This window comes from Schaalia sp. HMT-172 (assembly GCF_030644365.1).
Lineage (GTDB): Bacteria > Actinomycetota > Actinomycetes > Actinomycetales > Actinomycetaceae > Pauljensenia.
Genome location: NZ_CP130058.1, coordinates 1,194,678 through 1,210,517 on the forward strand (window position 1 = coordinate 1,194,678; position 15,840 = coordinate 1,210,517).

General features: G+C 68.3%; 12 protein-coding genes, 1 other RNA gene and 1 pseudogene. 5 read left to right on the forward strand and 9 right to left on the reverse strand.

Annotated features, from left to right (window positions below):
• Window positions 1–106: 106 nt before the first annotated feature.
• The 4 genes and pseudogenes from QU663_RS05000 to lipB all read right to left on the reverse strand — a co-directional run bounded on the left by QU663_RS05000 (window position 107) and on the right by lipB (window position 4,778).
• Window positions 107–1,474, reverse strand: coding sequence for an NAD(P)/FAD-dependent oxidoreductase (locus tag QU663_RS05000; RefSeq protein WP_021611760.1), 1,368 nt, complete (start codon window positions 1,472–1,474; stop codon window positions 107–109).
• Window positions 1,475–1,553: 79 nt separating this feature from the next.
• Window positions 1,554–3,040 (reverse strand): annotated as a pseudogene (locus QU663_RS05005) (class I adenylate-forming enzyme family protein).
• The gene (gene lipA, locus QU663_RS05010; protein ID WP_009055228.1) at window positions 3,037–4,104 is read right to left on the reverse strand and encodes a lipoyl synthase; all 1,068 of its coding nucleotides are present in this window, start codon (window positions 4,102–4,104) and stop codon (window positions 3,037–3,039) included. Before lipA ends, QU663_RS05005 begins: the two are co-directional and overlap by 4 nt.
• On the reverse strand, window positions 4,101–4,778 hold the full coding sequence (gene lipB / locus QU663_RS05015) for a lipoyl(octanoyl) transferase LipB (RefSeq protein ID WP_034481187.1): 678 nt from the start codon (window positions 4,776–4,778) through the stop codon (window positions 4,101–4,103). The genes lipA and lipB overlap by 4 nt, the downstream gene beginning before the upstream one ends.
• 61 nt (window positions 4,779–4,839) lie before the next feature.
• Between lipB and QU663_RS05020 the strand changes: the two genes are divergently transcribed.
• Window positions 4,840–5,751: a Nif3-like dinuclear metal center hexameric protein gene (locus tag QU663_RS05020; protein WP_021611757.1), complete on the forward strand. Its 912-nt coding sequence runs from the start codon at window positions 4,840–4,842 to the stop codon at window positions 5,749–5,751.
• Window positions 5,748–6,491 carry a zinc ribbon domain-containing protein gene (locus QU663_RS05025; RefSeq protein ID WP_021611756.1) on the forward strand — a complete coding sequence of 248 codons (744 nt, stop codon included), beginning with the start codon at window positions 5,748–5,750 and terminating at the stop codon, window positions 6,489–6,491. The genes QU663_RS05020 and QU663_RS05025 overlap by 4 nt, the downstream gene beginning before the upstream one ends.
• Window positions 6,492–6,494: 3 nt before the next feature.
• Here QU663_RS05025 and QU663_RS05030 read toward each other — a convergent pair whose 3' ends face one another.
• Both QU663_RS05030 and QU663_RS05035 read right to left on the reverse strand, forming a co-directional pair.
• Window positions 6,495–7,832, reverse strand: coding sequence for an alpha-L-fucosidase (locus QU663_RS05030; RefSeq protein WP_021611755.1), 1,338 nt, complete (start codon window positions 7,830–7,832; stop codon window positions 6,495–6,497).
• A 79-nt stretch (window positions 7,833–7,911) separates the two neighbouring features.
• Entirely contained in the window at window positions 7,912–8,724 is an 813-nt protein-coding gene (locus QU663_RS05035) for a YaaA family protein (RefSeq protein ID WP_021611754.1), read from the reverse strand.
• A gap of 53 nt (window positions 8,725–8,777) precedes the next feature.
• Here QU663_RS05035 and rnpB point away from each other — a divergent pair.
• Window positions 8,778–9,143, forward strand: an RNA gene (gene rnpB / locus QU663_RS05040) — RNase P RNA component class A.
• A 71-nt stretch (window positions 9,144–9,214) separates the two neighbouring features.
• On the opposite strand, the gene ppgK is transcribed toward rnpB, so the two are convergent.
• The 3 genes from ppgK to panB form a co-directional block, all read right to left on the reverse strand.
• A complete protein-coding gene (gene ppgK, locus QU663_RS05045; RefSeq protein WP_021611753.1) occupies window positions 9,215–9,967 on the reverse strand; it encodes a polyphosphate--glucose phosphotransferase in 753 nt (250 codons plus the stop codon).
• 164 nt (window positions 9,968–10,131) lie between these two features.
• On the reverse strand, window positions 10,132–11,016 hold the full coding sequence (map, locus tag QU663_RS05050) for a type I methionyl aminopeptidase (RefSeq protein ID WP_021611752.1): 885 nt from the start codon (window positions 11,014–11,016) through the stop codon (window positions 10,132–10,134).
• A gap of 27 nt (window positions 11,017–11,043) precedes the next feature.
• A complete protein-coding gene (gene panB, locus QU663_RS05055) occupies window positions 11,044–11,904 on the reverse strand; it encodes a 3-methyl-2-oxobutanoate hydroxymethyltransferase (protein ID WP_021611751.1) in 861 nt (286 codons plus the stop codon).
• A 169-nt stretch (window positions 11,905–12,073) separates the two neighbouring features.
• Here panB and pheS point away from each other — a divergent pair, with 169 nt between their 5' ends.
• Together pheS and pheT are read left to right on the forward strand one after the other, a co-directional pair.
• Window positions 12,074–13,159: a phenylalanine--tRNA ligase subunit alpha gene (pheS, locus tag QU663_RS05060; protein WP_021611750.1), complete on the forward strand. Its 1,086-nt coding sequence runs from the start codon at window positions 12,074–12,076 to the stop codon at window positions 13,157–13,159.
• A gap of 1 nt (window position 13,160) precedes the next feature.
• Window positions 13,161–15,809, forward strand: a complete 2,649-nt coding sequence (pheT, locus tag QU663_RS05065; RefSeq protein ID WP_034481155.1) for a phenylalanine--tRNA ligase subunit beta — start codon at window positions 13,161–13,163, stop codon at window positions 15,807–15,809.
• Window positions 15,810–15,840 lie beyond the last annotated feature (31 nt).

Here is a 15,840-nt window from a genome sequence, read left to right on the forward strand (position 1 = left end):
GGAAGCTCTTGCTTCCGGCCCCACACCATGCCTGTCTGCCTGTTTGTCAGCGCGCGCTTGCTGTGCCCGAACGTGCGCCAGAATCGACCCTCAGAGCGTGAGGTGCTCAGGCCTCGTGAATGCGCTCCTCGACGACGTCCTCGCCGGCGACGAGCTTGCCGGACGCGCCGGCCCCCAGCTGCTCCATGGCCAGGCGGCCCACCATCTGCTGGTTCGTCGTCGTGCGCTGCGAACGCGCACCCGACAGGAAACTGAAGAACCAATTCACCAGCGTGCCCACCTGCGACTTGAAGCCGACGATGTACAGCAGGTGCAGGAAGCACCAAGCCACCCACGCGGTGAAACCCGTCATCTTCGTGTTACCCATCTTCACGACCGCCTTGAAGCGCGCGATCGTCGCCATCGACCCCTTATCGAAGTAGGAGAACTCCGTCGCCCTCGGCTTACGGCCCGCCAGGCGCGCCGCCACCGTGTCTGCGGCGAAGCGCGCCGACTGGATGGCGCCCTGCGCGACGCCGGGGACGCCCGGGAACGCCATCATGTCGCCCAACACGAAGATCTCGGGGTGCCCGGGCAGCGTCAAGTCCTTGTTGACGCTCACGCGGCCCGCGCGGTCCACCTCGGCGCCCGTCGCCTCGCCCAGGGCCCGGCCCAGCGGGCTCGCGGACACACCCGCAGCCCACACCTTGCACACGGACTCGATCCGCTCCTCTTCGCCGGACTTGTACTTCAGCGTCACGCCCTCGGCGTCCACGTCGGTGACGAAGGCGTTCATCTTCATCTCGACGCCGAGCTTGGCCAGCGCCTCCTCGGTCTTGTGCCCGAGCTGCTCGCCGAACGGGGGGAGTGGGTGCTCGGCGCCGTCCACCAGGATGACGCGAGCCTTCGTCGGATCGATGTTGCGGAACTCGCCCTTCAGCGTGTGAGAGGCGAGCTCGCGGATCTGTCCCGCCATCTCCACGCCCGTCGGGCCCGCGCCCACGACGACGAAGGTGAGGAGCTTGCCCACCAGAGCAGGATCGGTCTCGATCTCCGCCAGCTCAAACGCGCCGAAAATACGCGCGCGCAGCTCGAGTGCGTCATCGATCGTCTTCATGCCCGGCGCGAACACCGCGAAGTGGTCATTGCCGAAGTAGGACTGGCCCGCGCCCGCCGCCACGATCAGCGTGTCGTACTCGGTGTGCTCATATTTGTTGTGGTTGCGCCACTTCACGACGCGAGCCTCGACGTCGATATCCTCGACGAGCGCCTGCAGGACGGTCACGTTCTTCTGCTTCCGCAGGATCTCGCGCGTCGTGGGGGCGATGTCGCCCTCGGAGAGGATGCCGGTGGCCACCTGGTAGAGCAGGGGCTGGAACAGGTGGTGCGACGTGCGGGCCAGGATAGTGATGTCGGCGTCGGCCTTCTTCAGTCGACGAGCAGCCGTCAGACCAGCGAAACCGGAGCCGATGATGACGATGCGATGACGGGGCATAAGACTCTCCTTTGATTAAGCAAGGCTAATCTTACCTAAATGCGGTGCGCATAAATTGTGAAGTCTCGCGCACTCGTCTCTAGCGTTCCGACGCCGAGAACAGCTCCGCCGCCCCGAGTGGATCAGGCTTGCCCGTCGCCGTCGTCGGCAGCTTGTCCACGACCACGATCCGCCGCACCTTCTCCCACGGCGCCAAGGCCTCGCGCAGGGCCTCGGACAGCGCGTCGGCGCTCATCGACGAGGCCTGGGCGCGGCCCTTGGGAGAAGGCACGATGAGCGCGGCGACGATCTGCCCCCAGCGCTCGTCCGGCAACCCCACGACGAGGGCATCGGACACCGTATCCAGCGACCGCAGCGCGCGCTCGACGCTCGGGGGAGCCACCAGCTCACCGGCCGTGTTGATCATGCGGTGGGCGCGTCCCACCATGTGCAGCCAGCCGTTCGCGTCCCTCGTCGCCAAATCGCCGGTGCGCAGCCACTCCTCGCCGCTGACGACGCCGGGTCCGCGATCTCGCCCATCTCGCCGACGCTCGCCTCTCGCTCGGGAGAGGCCATGACAACCAGGTCCACGTAGGGAAAAGGGACACCGAGCGACCCGGCGGGCGCGCCGCACTGCGGCGTCGCAACCGTTCCGGCCCCCGACGTCTCCGTCATGCCCCACACGTGGATGGGAGACAGGCCCACGCGACGCATCGCCTCCGCCAGATCCGCCGTCATCGCGTCCCCGCCGATCAGCGGGCGCACCCACGAGGACAGATCGCCGCCGCCGGCCTCGTACTCCTCGACGAGGGCACGCACGATCGCGGGCACGGCGAACATCATGGTGATCCCGTAGCGCGCGATCGCGTCCAGCACGCCGCGCGCATCAAAGGAACCCGGGAAACCCAGCGTCACCAGCGTCCCGCCGTGCGTCCACACGTCCATCGACGTTCCGTTGAAGCCTCCGATGTGGCTGGCGGGCGCGCACACGCCCACGACCGACGAGGTCGGCGCGTAGTCGAAGCCCTCGCGGAAATTCGTCGACCCCCACCACATGACCTCGTGGGTGAGCTCGACGGGACGCGGCGTCCCCGTCGACCCGGAGGTGAACAAGATGGCCGCCAGCTCGGTGCCGCAGCGCGCGGGCGCGGTGCTCATCGGCGCCGCGCGAGCCACCCAAGCAGCCAGGTCGCGAAACGACGCCCGGTGCACACCCGCGGAGGCCAGGGCGAGCGCAGTGAGGGACGAGGCCTCGTCGTGGAAGACCCACGAGACGCCTCCCTGCGCGCACATCGACGCGAGCGCGGAGGCGGGCATGCGCGGGGAGAGCGGAACCGTCACCGCGCGCAGCCACGAGGCCGCCACGAACGCGATGTAGTGCCACGGCGAGTTCGCCCCGATGACGCCGATGCGCGTGCCCTCGCCGATGCCCGCCTCCGCGAAGGCACGAGCCAGGCGAGCGACCGTATCGGCGGCCTCGCGCACGCTCCACTCCTGGCCCATCACCGCATCCACGAGGGAGAGCCGCTCGGGGTGGCGGCGCGCCGCCGCCAGGAGAGCCCGCGCGGGCGAATAATCGGGGATCACGAGGCCGAGGCGGCCTTCGCGGCTGCCATGGCCGCGTGACGCTCCGAGCGCTCCTTCAGGCGAGCCAGCACCGAGCCGGCCTCCTGGAGCGTCGAACCGGAGTTCTCGATGTGGCGCAGCTGCTCGGGGATCTCAAAGCCGCGAGCACGCATACCCTTGGCCCACAGCAGACCCGCGCGGTACGAGGAACGCACGAGGGGGCCGGCCATGACGCCCGCGAAGCCCATCTCCTCGGCCTCAGCGGCCAGCTCCACGAACTCCTCCGGGTGCACCCAGCGGTCGATCGGGTGATGCAGGGGAGAGGGACGCAGGTACTGCGTGAGCGTCAGCAGATCGCAGCCCGACTCATGCAGATCGCGCATGGCGGCGCTGACTTCCTCACGCGTCTCGCCCATGCCGAGGATCAGATTCGACTTGGTGACCATGCCGCCGTCGTGGGCGCGCTTGATCATCGCGAGCGAACGATCGTAGTTGAAGGCGGGACGAATCTTCTTGAAGATGCGCGGCACCGTCTCCAGGTTGTGCGCGAAAACCTGCGGGCCGGCCTCGATCACCATGTCGATCGACTCGGCCTGTCCGCGGAAGTCGTCCACGAGCAGCTCCACGCCCGTTCCCGGGTTGAGCTCGTGGATGAGGCGGCACGTCTGCGCATACAGCCACGCGGCACCGTCGGGCAGATCGTCTCGGGTCACGCCCGTGATCGTCACGTAGCGCAGGTCCAGGTCACGCACCGACTCGGCGATGCGGCGTGGCTCGTCCTTGTCGTACTCCGTGGGACGCCCCGTCGCGATGTCACAGAAATCGCAGCGGCGCGTGCACAGGGCGCCGCCGAGGAGGAACGTCGCCTCGCGATCCTGCCAGCACTCGTAGATGTTGGGGCACCCCGCCTCGGCGCATACCGTGTGCAGGCCTTTCGCGTGGGAAAGCGAACGCATGTCCTGGTAGTTCTCGCCGGCTTTCGCGGTCGTGCGAATCCACTCAGGCTTCTTCTCGATCGGCGTTTGCGAGTTACGCACCTCGATGCGTAGGAGCTTGCGTCCTTCGGGATCGGGCAGGGTACTCATAGGGGGGACCTCGTCGTGTAGGAAACGGAAGCGGGCTGGGTGGCCAGGCACGGGGAGATGTGCTCCACCATGCGCGGGATGAGCTGCGTCGCGGCCTCGGCTACGGTCGTGTGAACGCCCTCCCACGACAGGGAGGTCACGTCGGCGTCGGTCAGGCCGCAGGGGATGATGCCTTCGAAGGCGTGGGCAGGGTCGATATCGACGTTCAGGGCGACGCCGTGCAGGGTTGCCCCGCGCGCGACCTTCAGGCCGATCGCGCAGATCTTGCGGTCGCGGCGCCCCTCCTCGGTCAGCCACACGCCCGCGCGTCCCTCGACGCGGTGCACCGGCAGTCCCCACGCCTCGCGCACGGTGTCGATAACCGAGGCCTCAACCGCGCGGATCCACCGCACGAGATCGACGGGCTCGCGCAGCAGAACGACGGGGTAGACGACGAGCTGTCCGGGGCCGTGCCACGTCGCCGAACCCGCGCGATCCGTCCGAATGATCGGGACGGTCGTGGACGGGATATCCTCGGGCTTCGTGTGGCGCCCCGCCGTCCACGTGGGCGTGAACTGGGAAACGATGAGCGTGTCCTCGCCGCCGGCGAGGACCTCCTCGTGCAGGGAGCGCTGGAGCGCGTCAACCTGCGAATAATCGACCAACCCCCGGTCGAGTAAGCTCAAAATCTGCACGGATGTGATCATAGTCGCGGGCAGGGTCCCTTGCTTGTTGGGGGTCCGGTATGCTTGTCGCATGCGATTGTCCTCTCATTCTTCCGAACCCGACGCCCCCGACTCAGCCCAGGCCTCGTGGCGCGTCCGCGACCTCATGTCCCTCATGGAGTCCTGGTACCCGCAGGCCACCGCGCAGCCCTGGGACCGCGTCGGCCTCATCGTCGGCGACCCCGACGCCCCGGTGCGCTCACTCCTCCTCGCCCTCGACCCCACCGCCGCCATCGCCGAACAGGCCGTCGCCGGACCCCACGGGGACGGGCAGCCCTACGACATGGTGATCACGCACCACCCGCTACTCCTTCGCGGCGCCTCCTTCCTGCCGGTCACCGACCCCAAGGGAGCGGTCGTGACACGGCTGATCCGGGCCGGCATCTCCCTCTTTAACGCGCACACGAACGCTGACGTGGCCTGCGAGGGCGTGGCCACGGCGCTCGCCGACCTGATCGGCCTACGCGACACGGTGCCGCTCGAACCCTGCGGCGTTGACGCCGAGGGACACGAGATCGGACTGGGCCGCGTCGGAACGGTCGAGACGACGACGCTCGGTGCCTTCGCCGACCACGTCGCCTCCGCGCTCCCCGCCGGTCCCACGGGTCTGCTCGTCGGAGGGGACGAGGCCATGGCGGTGCGTCGGGTCGCCGTCCTGGGTGGCGCGGGGGACAGCGCACTGGACGTGGCGCGCGCCGCCGGCGTCGACGTGTACCTGACAGCAGACCTGCGCCATCACCCGGCCTTAGAGCACCTCGAGGGTGGTTCCCCCGCGCTGCTGTGCGGCTCCCACTGGGCCACAGAGTCGCCGTGGCTGCCCGTGCTCGCCCGGCGCATCGAAGCGGCGGCAGCGGCCGCCGATGTGGAACTTCGCGTCGAAGTCTCTACGATTGTCACCGAGCCATGGACCAGCCACCGAGTCACCCAGGGAGGACTAGCGTGAAAGCGACGCACACCGACCAGCTCGAGCTTCTCGAGCTTCAGAAGCTTGACCAGAAGGAATCGGCGCTGCTCCACAAGCGCGACTCTCACCCCGCCCACGCCACCGTGCGCGAGTTCGCGGGCCGTGTCGCAGACCTGCAGCGCGCCGCGATCAGCCAGAACGCCATCATCGCCGACGTGAGCCGCGACATCACCCGCATCGAAGACGAGATCGGCAAGGTGAGCGAGCGCCGCAAGCGCCAGCAGGGGCGCATCGATAACAACCAGGTGCCCCTGCGCGACATCTCCGCCATGGAGCACGAGATCGCGCAGATGGACCGGCGCCTGTCCAAGCTCGAAGACGATCAGGTCGAGGCCGAAGAACGCCTCGAAGCCGCGCGCGCCGCGCAGGACAAGATGAAGGCCGAAGCCCAGGCGATCGCCGCCGACATCGAGCACCTCAAGGCTGAGTTCGAGGCCGACGTCGCCGATTCCGACGAGGAACTGCGCCGCGTCATCGCCGCCCGCCGCGCTCTGGCCGATCGCCTCCCGCACTCCCTCCTCGAGGAATACGAGGACGCGCGCCGCCGCAACGGTGCCCTGGCCGTCATCGAGGTGCGCGACGGCTACGGCATCGGCGTGGCCGCCGACCTGAGCCCGATGGAGCTCGAACGCATTCGCCTGACCCCCGCCGACGAACTGTACCTGACCGAGGACACCTCCCAGATTGTCGTGCGAACGGCGGCGAACACGCCCCGCTGAGGCTCAGGCCCGAACCGCGTAGACATCCGCCAGGTAGAAGCCCTGCCTGCTCGCCGTGACCGTCACCCGCACCCGGGTGGCGGTCACGGGCTTGTCCAGGGTGATGATGCGCCGGTAGCCCACGCACTGGACGCGAGCGATCTCCCGCTCGTCGCCACCCTCCACGCACGAGGCCACCACGGCCTCGTCGATGCGCTGCCCGCGGGCGATGTCCTCCTCCAGGACGAGGGCGCCGACCGATTGCGGCGAACCAAAACGCAGCGTCACCGTGTTCGACGAATCCTCGCGGGCGGCGTCGATGCGGCGCGAACGGAAGTCAGCGATCTTCTCCCCGAGTTGCGCCAGAACCCGCACGTCGGTGTCGGCCAGGCGGCCGTGGCGGTTGGGCGGGACGTTGAGCAGGAAGGTCGCGTTACCGCCCACCGACCCCTTCCAAATGGCGAACAGCTCGTCGGCGCTGCGCACCTGGGAGTCTTCGACGTCGTGGTGGAACCAGCCCTTGCGCGTCGAGGTGTTGACCTCCGCGGGGTACCACGCCAGGGGGCCGGAGTAACCTGCCAGGGCCTCGCGCGAGCCCAGGTCTTCGTCGCCGGAGGCCACCTGCCGGGAAAACTCGCCGTCGTCTGCCTTCTGGGACTTCTCCGCGGTGCGCTCGGCCTCGCGCAGGGACGCGGGCACGACGCTCCACTCGTTGGTCCGAACGGATCCCGCCTCATTGCCGCACCAGCGCACGTCGGGGCCGCACACCGAGATGACGGCTTCGGGGGCCAGCGCACGCACGGTGTCGTAGATGCGCTGCCAATCGTAGGTCTGGACCTTGCCGTTGGGGCCCTCCCCGCACGCGCCGTCCAGCCACACGGAAAACACGGGGCCGTAATGGGTGAGCAGCTCGATGAGCTGGTTGATGTAGAAGTCGTTGTAGGCCTCGCCCTGCCCATAGGTCGGCTCCGTCATGTCCCAGGGGGACAGGTAGACACCGAACTTCAGGCCGTGGCGCGCGGCCGCATCCGACACCTCGCGCACCAGGTCGCCTGTGCCGCCCTTCCAGGGGGAAGAGGCCACGGAGTGAGCCGTGTAGGCCGACGGCCACAGGCAGAACCCGTCGTGGTGCTTGCATGTCAGGATCACGCCGGTCATACCGGCGCTGACGAGAGCGCGCATCCACTGCTCCACGTCCACGTTAGCGGGGTTGAAGAGAGCTGGATCCTCATGGCCCTCGCCCCATTCACGATCCGTCATCGTGTTCATCCCAAAGTGAATGAACGCGTACATCTCCATCTTCTGCCACTGGAGCTGACGGTGAGTGGGCCGAATATTGGCCAGGTAGTCCTCGTTGATCATCGCGACGTTTTCTCCGCTTCGTGGCCGCGCTGGGCCAAGCCTGCGCCCTGCAGGTTCCTGACAAAGGATAGCCCAGCGGCTAATTGGTCACCAGCGTGAGCGCTCGCGTCGCGCCGCCCTGTTTCGCCTTCTTTTCCGGCCCGAATTCGACATCGATAACGCGGTGCTCGGCCCCGCGAGCGTCGTGCAACGTCACCGCGTGCGCAGCGTCCGTCAGCGCCTGCTCACACTCGGCCGTCTCGCCCGCGGCGTATCCTCCCGACGCCAGGAGTGTGCCCGTGACGGCGCCCCTCCAGCGCTTAGCGTCGTGGGAAATGACGGAGCGTGTGCCGCCCGCCTCGCGCACGACGCGCAGTTCCCACACGCGCGCCCACGGCGCCTTGCAGGCTGCCCGGTAGGGGCCCGAGCGCGCGTCGATAACGATGCACTCCGAGGCCTCCGGGCGCAGGGCCGCGTCCAAGCGCGGTGCCCACCAGGTGGACATGACGCCGAAGCCGGGCAAGGACACGCCCATGGCGAGGCGGTGGTTGGGGACGTGGTCGGCGGGGGAGAGGACCCCGAAGAGGCCCGAAAAAACCGACACGTGAGACGCGCCCATGCTCTGCCACGCGCCGGGGGCGACGGCCTCGATGGCCTCGAAGAGAACGCCCGTGAAGAGCGACGAGGCCGGGGCGCAGGGGGCGGAGTCAAGAGCCTCGTTGACGGACAGGTCGATGCGCGTTCCGACCTTGAGGGCGGCCGCAGCGTCCACCCCGGACCCAAGCGCCACGAGCGCGTCCGCGACCCGGCGACGATCCGCGTTCAGCGAAGGGCGCGAGAGGGCGTCCAGGGACAGACAAGGCCCGGATTCGGGCGCGTTCTTCCCCTCCGACGGGGGCAACCAGATCAGCATGCATTCACCCTATCGCGCCGGCGGCCCCAGGCGCGCTAGAATTTGTCGGTGGATCTGCCGGCCGGGCGGCCGCGCGCGGAAACGCTCGAGGAACGTCCGGGCTCCACAGGGCAGGGTGATGGCTAACAGCCACCCGGGGTAACCCGCGGGACAGTGCCACAGAAAAGAAACCACCTCCACTGATCGTGGCGGTAAGGGTGAAAAGGTGAGGTAAGAGCTCACCAGCGGCGCGGGCGACCGCGTCGGCTAGGTAAACCCCACCCGGAGCAAGACCGAGCAGCAGGCAGGGCGGCCCGCCTCATGCCTGCGGGTAGGTTGCTGGAGGCCGTCGGCAACGACGGTCCTAGATAGATGGTCGCCACCGCGAGACCGGTAACGGTCCGCGGGCACAGAACCCGGCGTATAGGCCGACAGATCCACGGAAGGACCCCGACGCGAGTCGGGGTCCTTCCGTAGTTTCGGGAGCCGAGTGCCCACCGCGGGGCGGCGCTCAGGCACTATGCTGCGCCGCGTAGTAGGCGGCGCCGACGATGCCAGCGGTGTTGAGCAGCTTCGCGGGAATCATGGGGGTCTTCAGCGTGAGCAGAGGCATGAACTTCTCGTGGTTCTCCGAGACACCCCCGCCCACGACGAACAGGTCGGGGTTAAGCAGGAACTCCACGTGGCTGTAGTAGCGCTGGAGGCGCTGCGCCCACTGCTCCCAATTCAGGCCCTGGAGTGTCTTTTGGCCCGAAGACGCGTTCTTCTCCGCGTCGGTGCCGTCGATCTCCAGGTGGCCCAGCTCTGTGTTGGTCAGCAGTGTGCCGTTGACGATGATGGCCGAGCCAATGCCCGTGCCCTGCGTCGTAAACACGATGACCCCGTCGCGGCCCTTTGCCGCTCCGTAGGCGACCTCGGCGATGCCCGCGGCGTCCGCGTCGTTGAGGGCGACGACGGTGCGGCCCAGGTAACGCTCCATCAGAGCATCCACATTGACGTTAACCCACGACTGATCGAGGTTCGCCATGTAGGGGATCACGCCGTTAAAGACGGGGGCGGGGAAGGTGACGCCAATCGGCACGCCGATCTTGACGTCGAGCTGGTCGATGACCTCGCGGCAGACCTGCGCCACGGCTTCGGGGGTTGCCGGGGTGGGGGTGGGAATACGAACCTGATCGCCGATGTACTCGCCGGTCTCAAGATCCACCAGCGCGCCCTTCACGCCGGATCCGCCGATGTCGATGCCGCAAGCGACCTGAACCATGACCCCTCCTCGGGTAACGTGTGCCGTTTTGTACGCGGGCTCCTGGTGCCCAACGTATTTGAATTGTAACGGAGGCCACCGCGATAAACACAATTCGTTTGCAAAACGAACGCGGCCTGCCTCATATCGTGAGAAAACGAGGCGGGCCGCGTTCGTTTCGGTGATCAGGGAAGGGTCAGGATCTCGGCCCCGTCCTCGGTCACGACAATCGTGTGCTCGAACTGCGCGGTGCGCGAGCGGTCGGCGGTCACGATCGTCCAATCGTCGTCCCAGCGCTCCCACTCGACGGTGCCCAGTGTCAGCATGGGCTCGATCGTGAAGACCATCCCGACCTCCATGACCGTGTCGTAGGAGGGGGCCGCGTCGTAATGGGGGACGATGAGGCCGGAGTGGAAGGCTTCGCCGACGCCGTGGCCCGTGAAATCGCGCACGACCCCGTAGTCGAATCGCTTCGCGTATGCCTCGATGACGCGCCCGATCACGTTGATTTCGCGGCCCGGACCCACGGCCTTGATGCCGCGCATCATCGCGTTCTTCGTTCGTTCGATGAGCAGGTGGGACTCCTCGTCGACCGTGCCGACCTCGAACATGGCGCAGGTGTCGCCGTGGACGCTGTCCTTGTAGGCCGTGATGTCGATGTTGATGATGTCGCCGTCTTGAAGCGGGCGGTCGTCGGGGATGCCGTGGCAGATGACCTCGTTGATCGAGGAACAGAGGGACTTGGGGAAGCCCATGTAGCCCAGACACGACGGGTAGGCGTCGTGCGCGAGCAGGTACTCGTGGCCGATACGGTCTAGCTCGTCGGTTGTCACGCCCGGCGCGATGGCGGCGCCCACGGCCTCGATGGCACCGGCGGCGATGCGCCCGGCCTCGCGGATCTTCGCGATCGTCTCGGGGCTCTTGATGTCCGAGGTCGTGACGCGCTCGGGGCCGTCGTGGAACATGTATTCGGGGCGCGCGATGTGCTCAGGCACGGCGCGCCGGGCCGAGACGCGTCCGGGCTTCAGCGTGCCCAGGGGCGCGCGGCGTGCCAGCGATGATGCTTCCATGGTTCTTCCTCCTGCAAACGGGTGGTGTCAGTCGTTCTTGTAGTTGTCGGGGCCGGGGAAGGAGCGCTCGCGCACCGCCTCCACGTAGTCGGACGCGGCCTCACGCAGAGCCTGACCAAGCTGGCCGAACTGTCGCACGAAAGAGGGCGTCCAGTCGGAGTATCCGGCCATGTCGGACCACACAAGCACCTGTCCGTCGGTGTTCGGACCCGCGCCGATACCGATGGTGGGGATAGTCAGGGTTTGGGTGAGCTCCGTCGCGATGGAAGCGGGCACCATCTCGAAGACGACGGCGAAGGCTCCGGCCTTTTCGACGGCCTCGGCGTCCGCGCGCAGCTGATCGGCACCAGCGCCTCGTCCCTGCATGCGCGGTCCGCCCAGCGTGTTTTCGGACTGGGGCGTGTATCCCAGGTGCGCGCACACGGGGATGCCGGCGGCCGTGAGTGCGGCGATGATGTGGGCGCGGCTGCGCCCGCCCTCAAGCTTGACGGCGTGGGCGCCGGCCTTCATGAGCGCGGTCGCCGAGGCGAAGGCGTGCTCCGCAGTGTCCTCGTAGGTGCCGAAAGGCAGATCGGCGACGATCATCGCGCGGGAGGTTGAGCGAGCGACGGCGGCTGTGGCGCGCTCCATGTCCTCCAGGGTGACGGGCAGGGTCGAGCCGTGCCCCAAGATCACGTTCCCCAGCGAATCGCCCACGAGGAGCATGTCGACCCCGGCGGCCTCCAGGATGGGCGCGGTCAGGGCGTCGTAGGCGGTGAGCATGGTCAGGGGGATGCCCTCGGCCTTGGCGCGCGCGATGTGCTGGACGCGCACGCGCTTGGCGCCCAAGAGGGTGGGGGTTGGCAACGAGGCCGGGGCCGCGCCGTCGGGGTTCGTGATGTGAGACATGGGGTTCCTGTCTGGAGACAACGGGTGCGCTCACGCGCATTCACGCCTTCCAGGGTAGCGCGGCGGCGGACCCGGTGAGCTGTGAGGATGCGCGACCGGGTAGGATGGGGGACAGTGCGCGTGATGCGCGCAGTAATGACCCCAGTAGGAAAGAAGAAGGAAGCAGGACATGGCTGGCAATGCCCCTGACCTTGATCCTCTTGACGAGGCCGCCGTCGACGCAGTGCGCGCCCAGGGCCTCGTCGATATTGAAGAAGCAGATTCGCTGGACGCCCTCAAGGCCGTTCGCGCCGCTCTTCTTGGCGATCAAGCCCCGCTTGTGACCGCGAACCGCACGATCGGTTCGCTGGAGCCCTCGAAGCGTGGCCTGGCCGGAAAGAATCTCGGACAGGCGCGCAAGGCGCTGACCGAGGCGCTCGAGGCCCGCAAGGAGGTCCTCGCCGCCGAGCACGAGGCACGCATGCTGGTCGAGGAGTCCGTGGACGTCACGGTCCCCACGCGCCGCCGCCCCGCCGGTGCCCGCCATCCCCTGGAGACGCTCATGGAAGAGGTCGCGGACTTCTTCGTGGCCATGGGCTGGGACATTGCCGAGGGCCCCGAGATCGAGCACGAGTGGTTCAATTTCGACTCACTTAACTTCGACATCGATCACCCCGCCCGCCAGATGCAGGACACCCTCTACATTGACGGCCGCAGCGTGGGCGGCGAGAAGGAGGAGGACGGCCACCTGGTGATGCGCACGCACACCTCGCCCGTGCAGTCCCACTCGATGCTCGCGCGCGGTGTGCCGCTGTACGTGGCGTGCCCGGGTAAGGTCTTCCGTTCCGACGCGCTGGATGCGACGCACACGCCGGTCTTCCACCAGGTCGAGGGCCTCGCGGTTGACAAGGGCCTGACGATGGCGCACCTCAAGGGCGTTCTCGATCACTTCGCCAAGGCCATGTTTGGCCCCGAGGCGAAGACACGCCTGCGTCCCTCCTACTTCCCTTTCACCGAGCCCAGCGCCGAGATGGACCTGTGGTTCCCCCAGAAGAAGGGCGGCCCCGGCTGGATCGAGTGGGGCGGCTGCGGCATGGTCAACCCCAACGTCCTGCGAGCCAACGGCGTGGACCCCGAGGTTTACTCGGGCTTCGCGTTCGGCATGGGCATCGAGCGCACGCTGATGCTGCGTCACGGCATCGCTGACATGCATGACATCGTCGAGGGAGACGTTCGCTTCTCCCAGCAGTTCGGCGTCAATGGAAGGGGAAACTGACATGCCTATGGTTCCGCTGAGCTGGCTGGCCGACCACGTCGACGTTCCTGAGGGGACGGACGCCGAGGCCCTGGCCGCCGCCCTGGTCAAGGTCGGCCTCGAGGAAGAAGAGATTCACCCCGCCCGCGTCATCGGCCCCCTCGTCGTGGGCCGCGTCCTGACGCGCGTGGAGGAGACCGCCTCGAACGGCAAGACCGTCAACTACTGCCGCGTGGACGTGGGCGAGTACAACGACGCCCCCGGCACGGGCAAGGAGCCCTCGGAGCTGCCCAGCCGCGGCATCATCTGCGGCGCGCACAACTTCGACGTCGGCGACCTGGTGGTTGTCTCTCTGCCGGGAGCCGTGTTGCCGGGCGACTTCCAGATCGCCGCGCGCAAGACCTACGGTCACGTCTCCGACGGCATGATCTGCTCCGCGCGCGAGCTGGGTCTGGGCGAGGATTACAGCGGCATCATCGTCCTGCCGCAGTACTTCCCGGATCGTGAGATCCCCGCGGTCGGTACGGACATCGTGTCCTGGCTGGGGCTGGGGGAGGAGGTCCTGGAGATCAACGTGACCCCGGACCGCGGCTACTGCTTCTCGATGCGCGGCATCGCGCGCGAGTACTCCCACTCGACCGGCGCCGCTTTCCGCGACCCGGGCCTGCCCGGCGTCGTGGCCGCCGAGCCCCCCGCGCCCAACGCCGAGGGCTTCCCCGTGGTCTTCGCCGACGACGCGCCGATCCGCGGCCGCGCGGGCGTTGATCGCTTCGTCGCGCGCGTCGTGCGCGGCACCAACCCTGCCGCTCCGACCCCGCGTTGGATGGTTGAGCGCCTCGAGGCCGCTGGCATGCGCTCCCTGTCGCTGCCCGTCGACATTACGAACTACGTCATGCTCGACCTGGGGCAACCGATGCACGCCTACGACCTGGCAGCGCTCGCGTCTCCCATCGTCGTGCGCCGCGCCCGCGCGGGCGAGAGCCTCGTGACCCTGGACGAGGAGAAGCGCGAGCTGGATCCGCAGGACCTGCTCATCACCGATTCGCCCCAGGGCGAGGGCTCTCGCATCATCGGCATCGCCGGTGTCATGGGCGGGGCCTACTCCGAGGTGGAGGAGGGCACCACCGATATCCTGTTCGAGGCCGCCCACTTCGATGCGGTGTCGATCGCGCGCAGCGCGCGCCGCCACAAGCTGCACTCCGAGGCCTCGAAGCGCTTCGAGCGCGGGGTCGACCCGGCACTGCCCGAGGTCGCCGCACAGCGCGCCGTCGAGCTGCTCGTTCAGTACGGCGGCGGGAGCATTGACGCCGGCGTGACCGACGTCGACGAGCGAGAGGCCCCGACCGTCATCTCCCTGCCCGTGGGCGAGGCACAGCGCCTCACCGGCGTTGCGCACAGCCCCGAGCGCATCGCCGAGCTGCTGACCACCGTTGGCTGCCGCGTCGAAGGCCCCGTCGATGGCACGTTCACCGTCACGGCGCCGTCGTGGCGCCCGGACCTGACGCTTCCGGCGGATCTCGTCGAGGAAGTCGCGCGCCTGGACGGTTACGACAACATTCCTGTCGTGCTTCCTACGGCTCCCGCGGGCCACGGCCTGACCACGGGCCAGAAGGCGCGTCGTCTCGCTGCTGCGATGCTCGCCGACGGCGGCCTCGTCGAGGTTGAGTCCTACCCGTTCGTGTCCGACACCTGGGATCGTCAGGGTATCCCCGCCGACGATCAGCGCCGCGAGGCCCTGCGCCTGCGCAACCCGATGGCGGACGATGCCCCGTGGCTGCGCACCTCGGTGCTCGACACACTCCTCGACGTCGCCGGCCGCAACGCGTCGCGCTCCAACGCGGAGGTCGCCGTCTTCGAGGTCGCGAAGGTAGCCAGGCCCCACGGCACGGTTCCCGCGGCTCTGCCCGGGGCGGAGGAACGCCCCTCGGATGAGGTACTCGCCGCCCTCGAGGCCGGCATCCCGCCTCAGCCGTGGCACATCGGCGGTGTCCTCACAGGCCAGGCTGTCCCGGCCGGCGTGTTGGCGAACGCCCGCGCCTACGACTGGGCGGACGCCCTGGAGTACGTGCGTCGCGTGGCCTCGGCCCTCGGGGTGCGCGTCGAGGTGACCCGCGCCTGGATGGACAAGGCTCCCGCCCACAAGGGGGCCCCGATGCCCGCCCCGGCCACGGATCCCGCGGACGTTGCTCCCTTCCACCCGGGCCGCGTCGCCCGCGTCTTCGTGCGCGCGGGCCGCACGCTCGTGGACGTCGCGCTGGCGGGCGAGCTCTCGCCGGCGGCGTGCCGCGCCTTCGGCCTGCCGGCGCGCGCCTGTGCCTTCGAGATCGACATGGATGCGCTCATCTCCCAGATGAGCGCCGACCCGATCCAGGTCAAGGGCGTCTCGACGTTCCCGCTGGCCAAGGAGGACATCGCTCTCGTCGTTCCGTCTGACATCCCCGCCTCGCGCGTGGAGCAGATCGTGCGTCAGGGTGCCGGCCCGCTCGCGGAATCGGTCTCACTCTTCGATATCTACGAGGGCGACCAGGTGCCCGAAGGCTACCGCTCGCTCGCGTTCGCCCTGCGACTGCGCGCCGCTGACCACACGCTGACCGCAAAGGAATCCGAGGCGGTCCGTGCGCAGGTGGTGGCCAAGGCCAAGAAGGTCCTGGGAGCCTCCTTGCGCGCCTGAGACATCGCGACCAGCGTCTGGCCGGTCGAAT

What these genes read in the sequence shown, in the direction of transcription:
- pheS (WP_021611750.1), top strand. Translation starts at nt 12,074, where the DNA reads ATGGCTGGCAATGCCCCTGACCTTGATCCTCTTGACGAGGCCGCCGTC.
- QU663_RS05020 (WP_021611757.1), top strand. Translation starts at nt 4,840, where the DNA reads ATGCGATTGTCCTCTCATTCTTCCGAACCCGACGCCCCCGACTCAGCC.
- QU663_RS05030 (WP_021611755.1), bottom strand. Translation starts at nt 7,832, where the DNA reads ATGATCAACGAGGACTACCTGGCCAATATTCGGCCCACTCACCGTCAG.
- map (WP_021611752.1), bottom strand. Translation starts at nt 11,016, where the DNA reads ATGGAAGCATCATCGCTGGCACGCCGCGCGCCCCTGGGCACGCTGAAG.
- QU663_RS05035 (WP_021611754.1), bottom strand. Translation starts at nt 8,724, where the DNA reads ATGCTGATCTGGTTGCCCCCGTCGGAGGGGAAGAACGCGCCCGAATCC.
- QU663_RS05000 (WP_021611760.1), bottom strand. Translation starts at nt 1,474, where the DNA reads ATGCCCCGTCATCGCATCGTCATCATCGGCTCCGGTTTCGCTGGTCTG.
- pheT (WP_034481155.1), top strand. Translation starts at nt 13,161, where the DNA reads ATGCCTATGGTTCCGCTGAGCTGGCTGGCCGACCACGTCGACGTTCCT.
- ppgK (WP_021611753.1), bottom strand. Translation starts at nt 9,967, where the DNA reads ATGGTTCAGGTCGCTTGCGGCATCGACATCGGCGGATCCGGCGTGAAG.
- lipA (WP_009055228.1), bottom strand. Translation starts at nt 4,104, where the DNA reads ATGAGTACCCTGCCCGATCCCGAAGGACGCAAGCTCCTACGCATCGAG.
- panB (WP_021611751.1), bottom strand. Translation starts at nt 11,904, where the DNA reads ATGTCTCACATCACGAACCCCGACGGCGCGGCCCCGGCCTCGTTGCCA.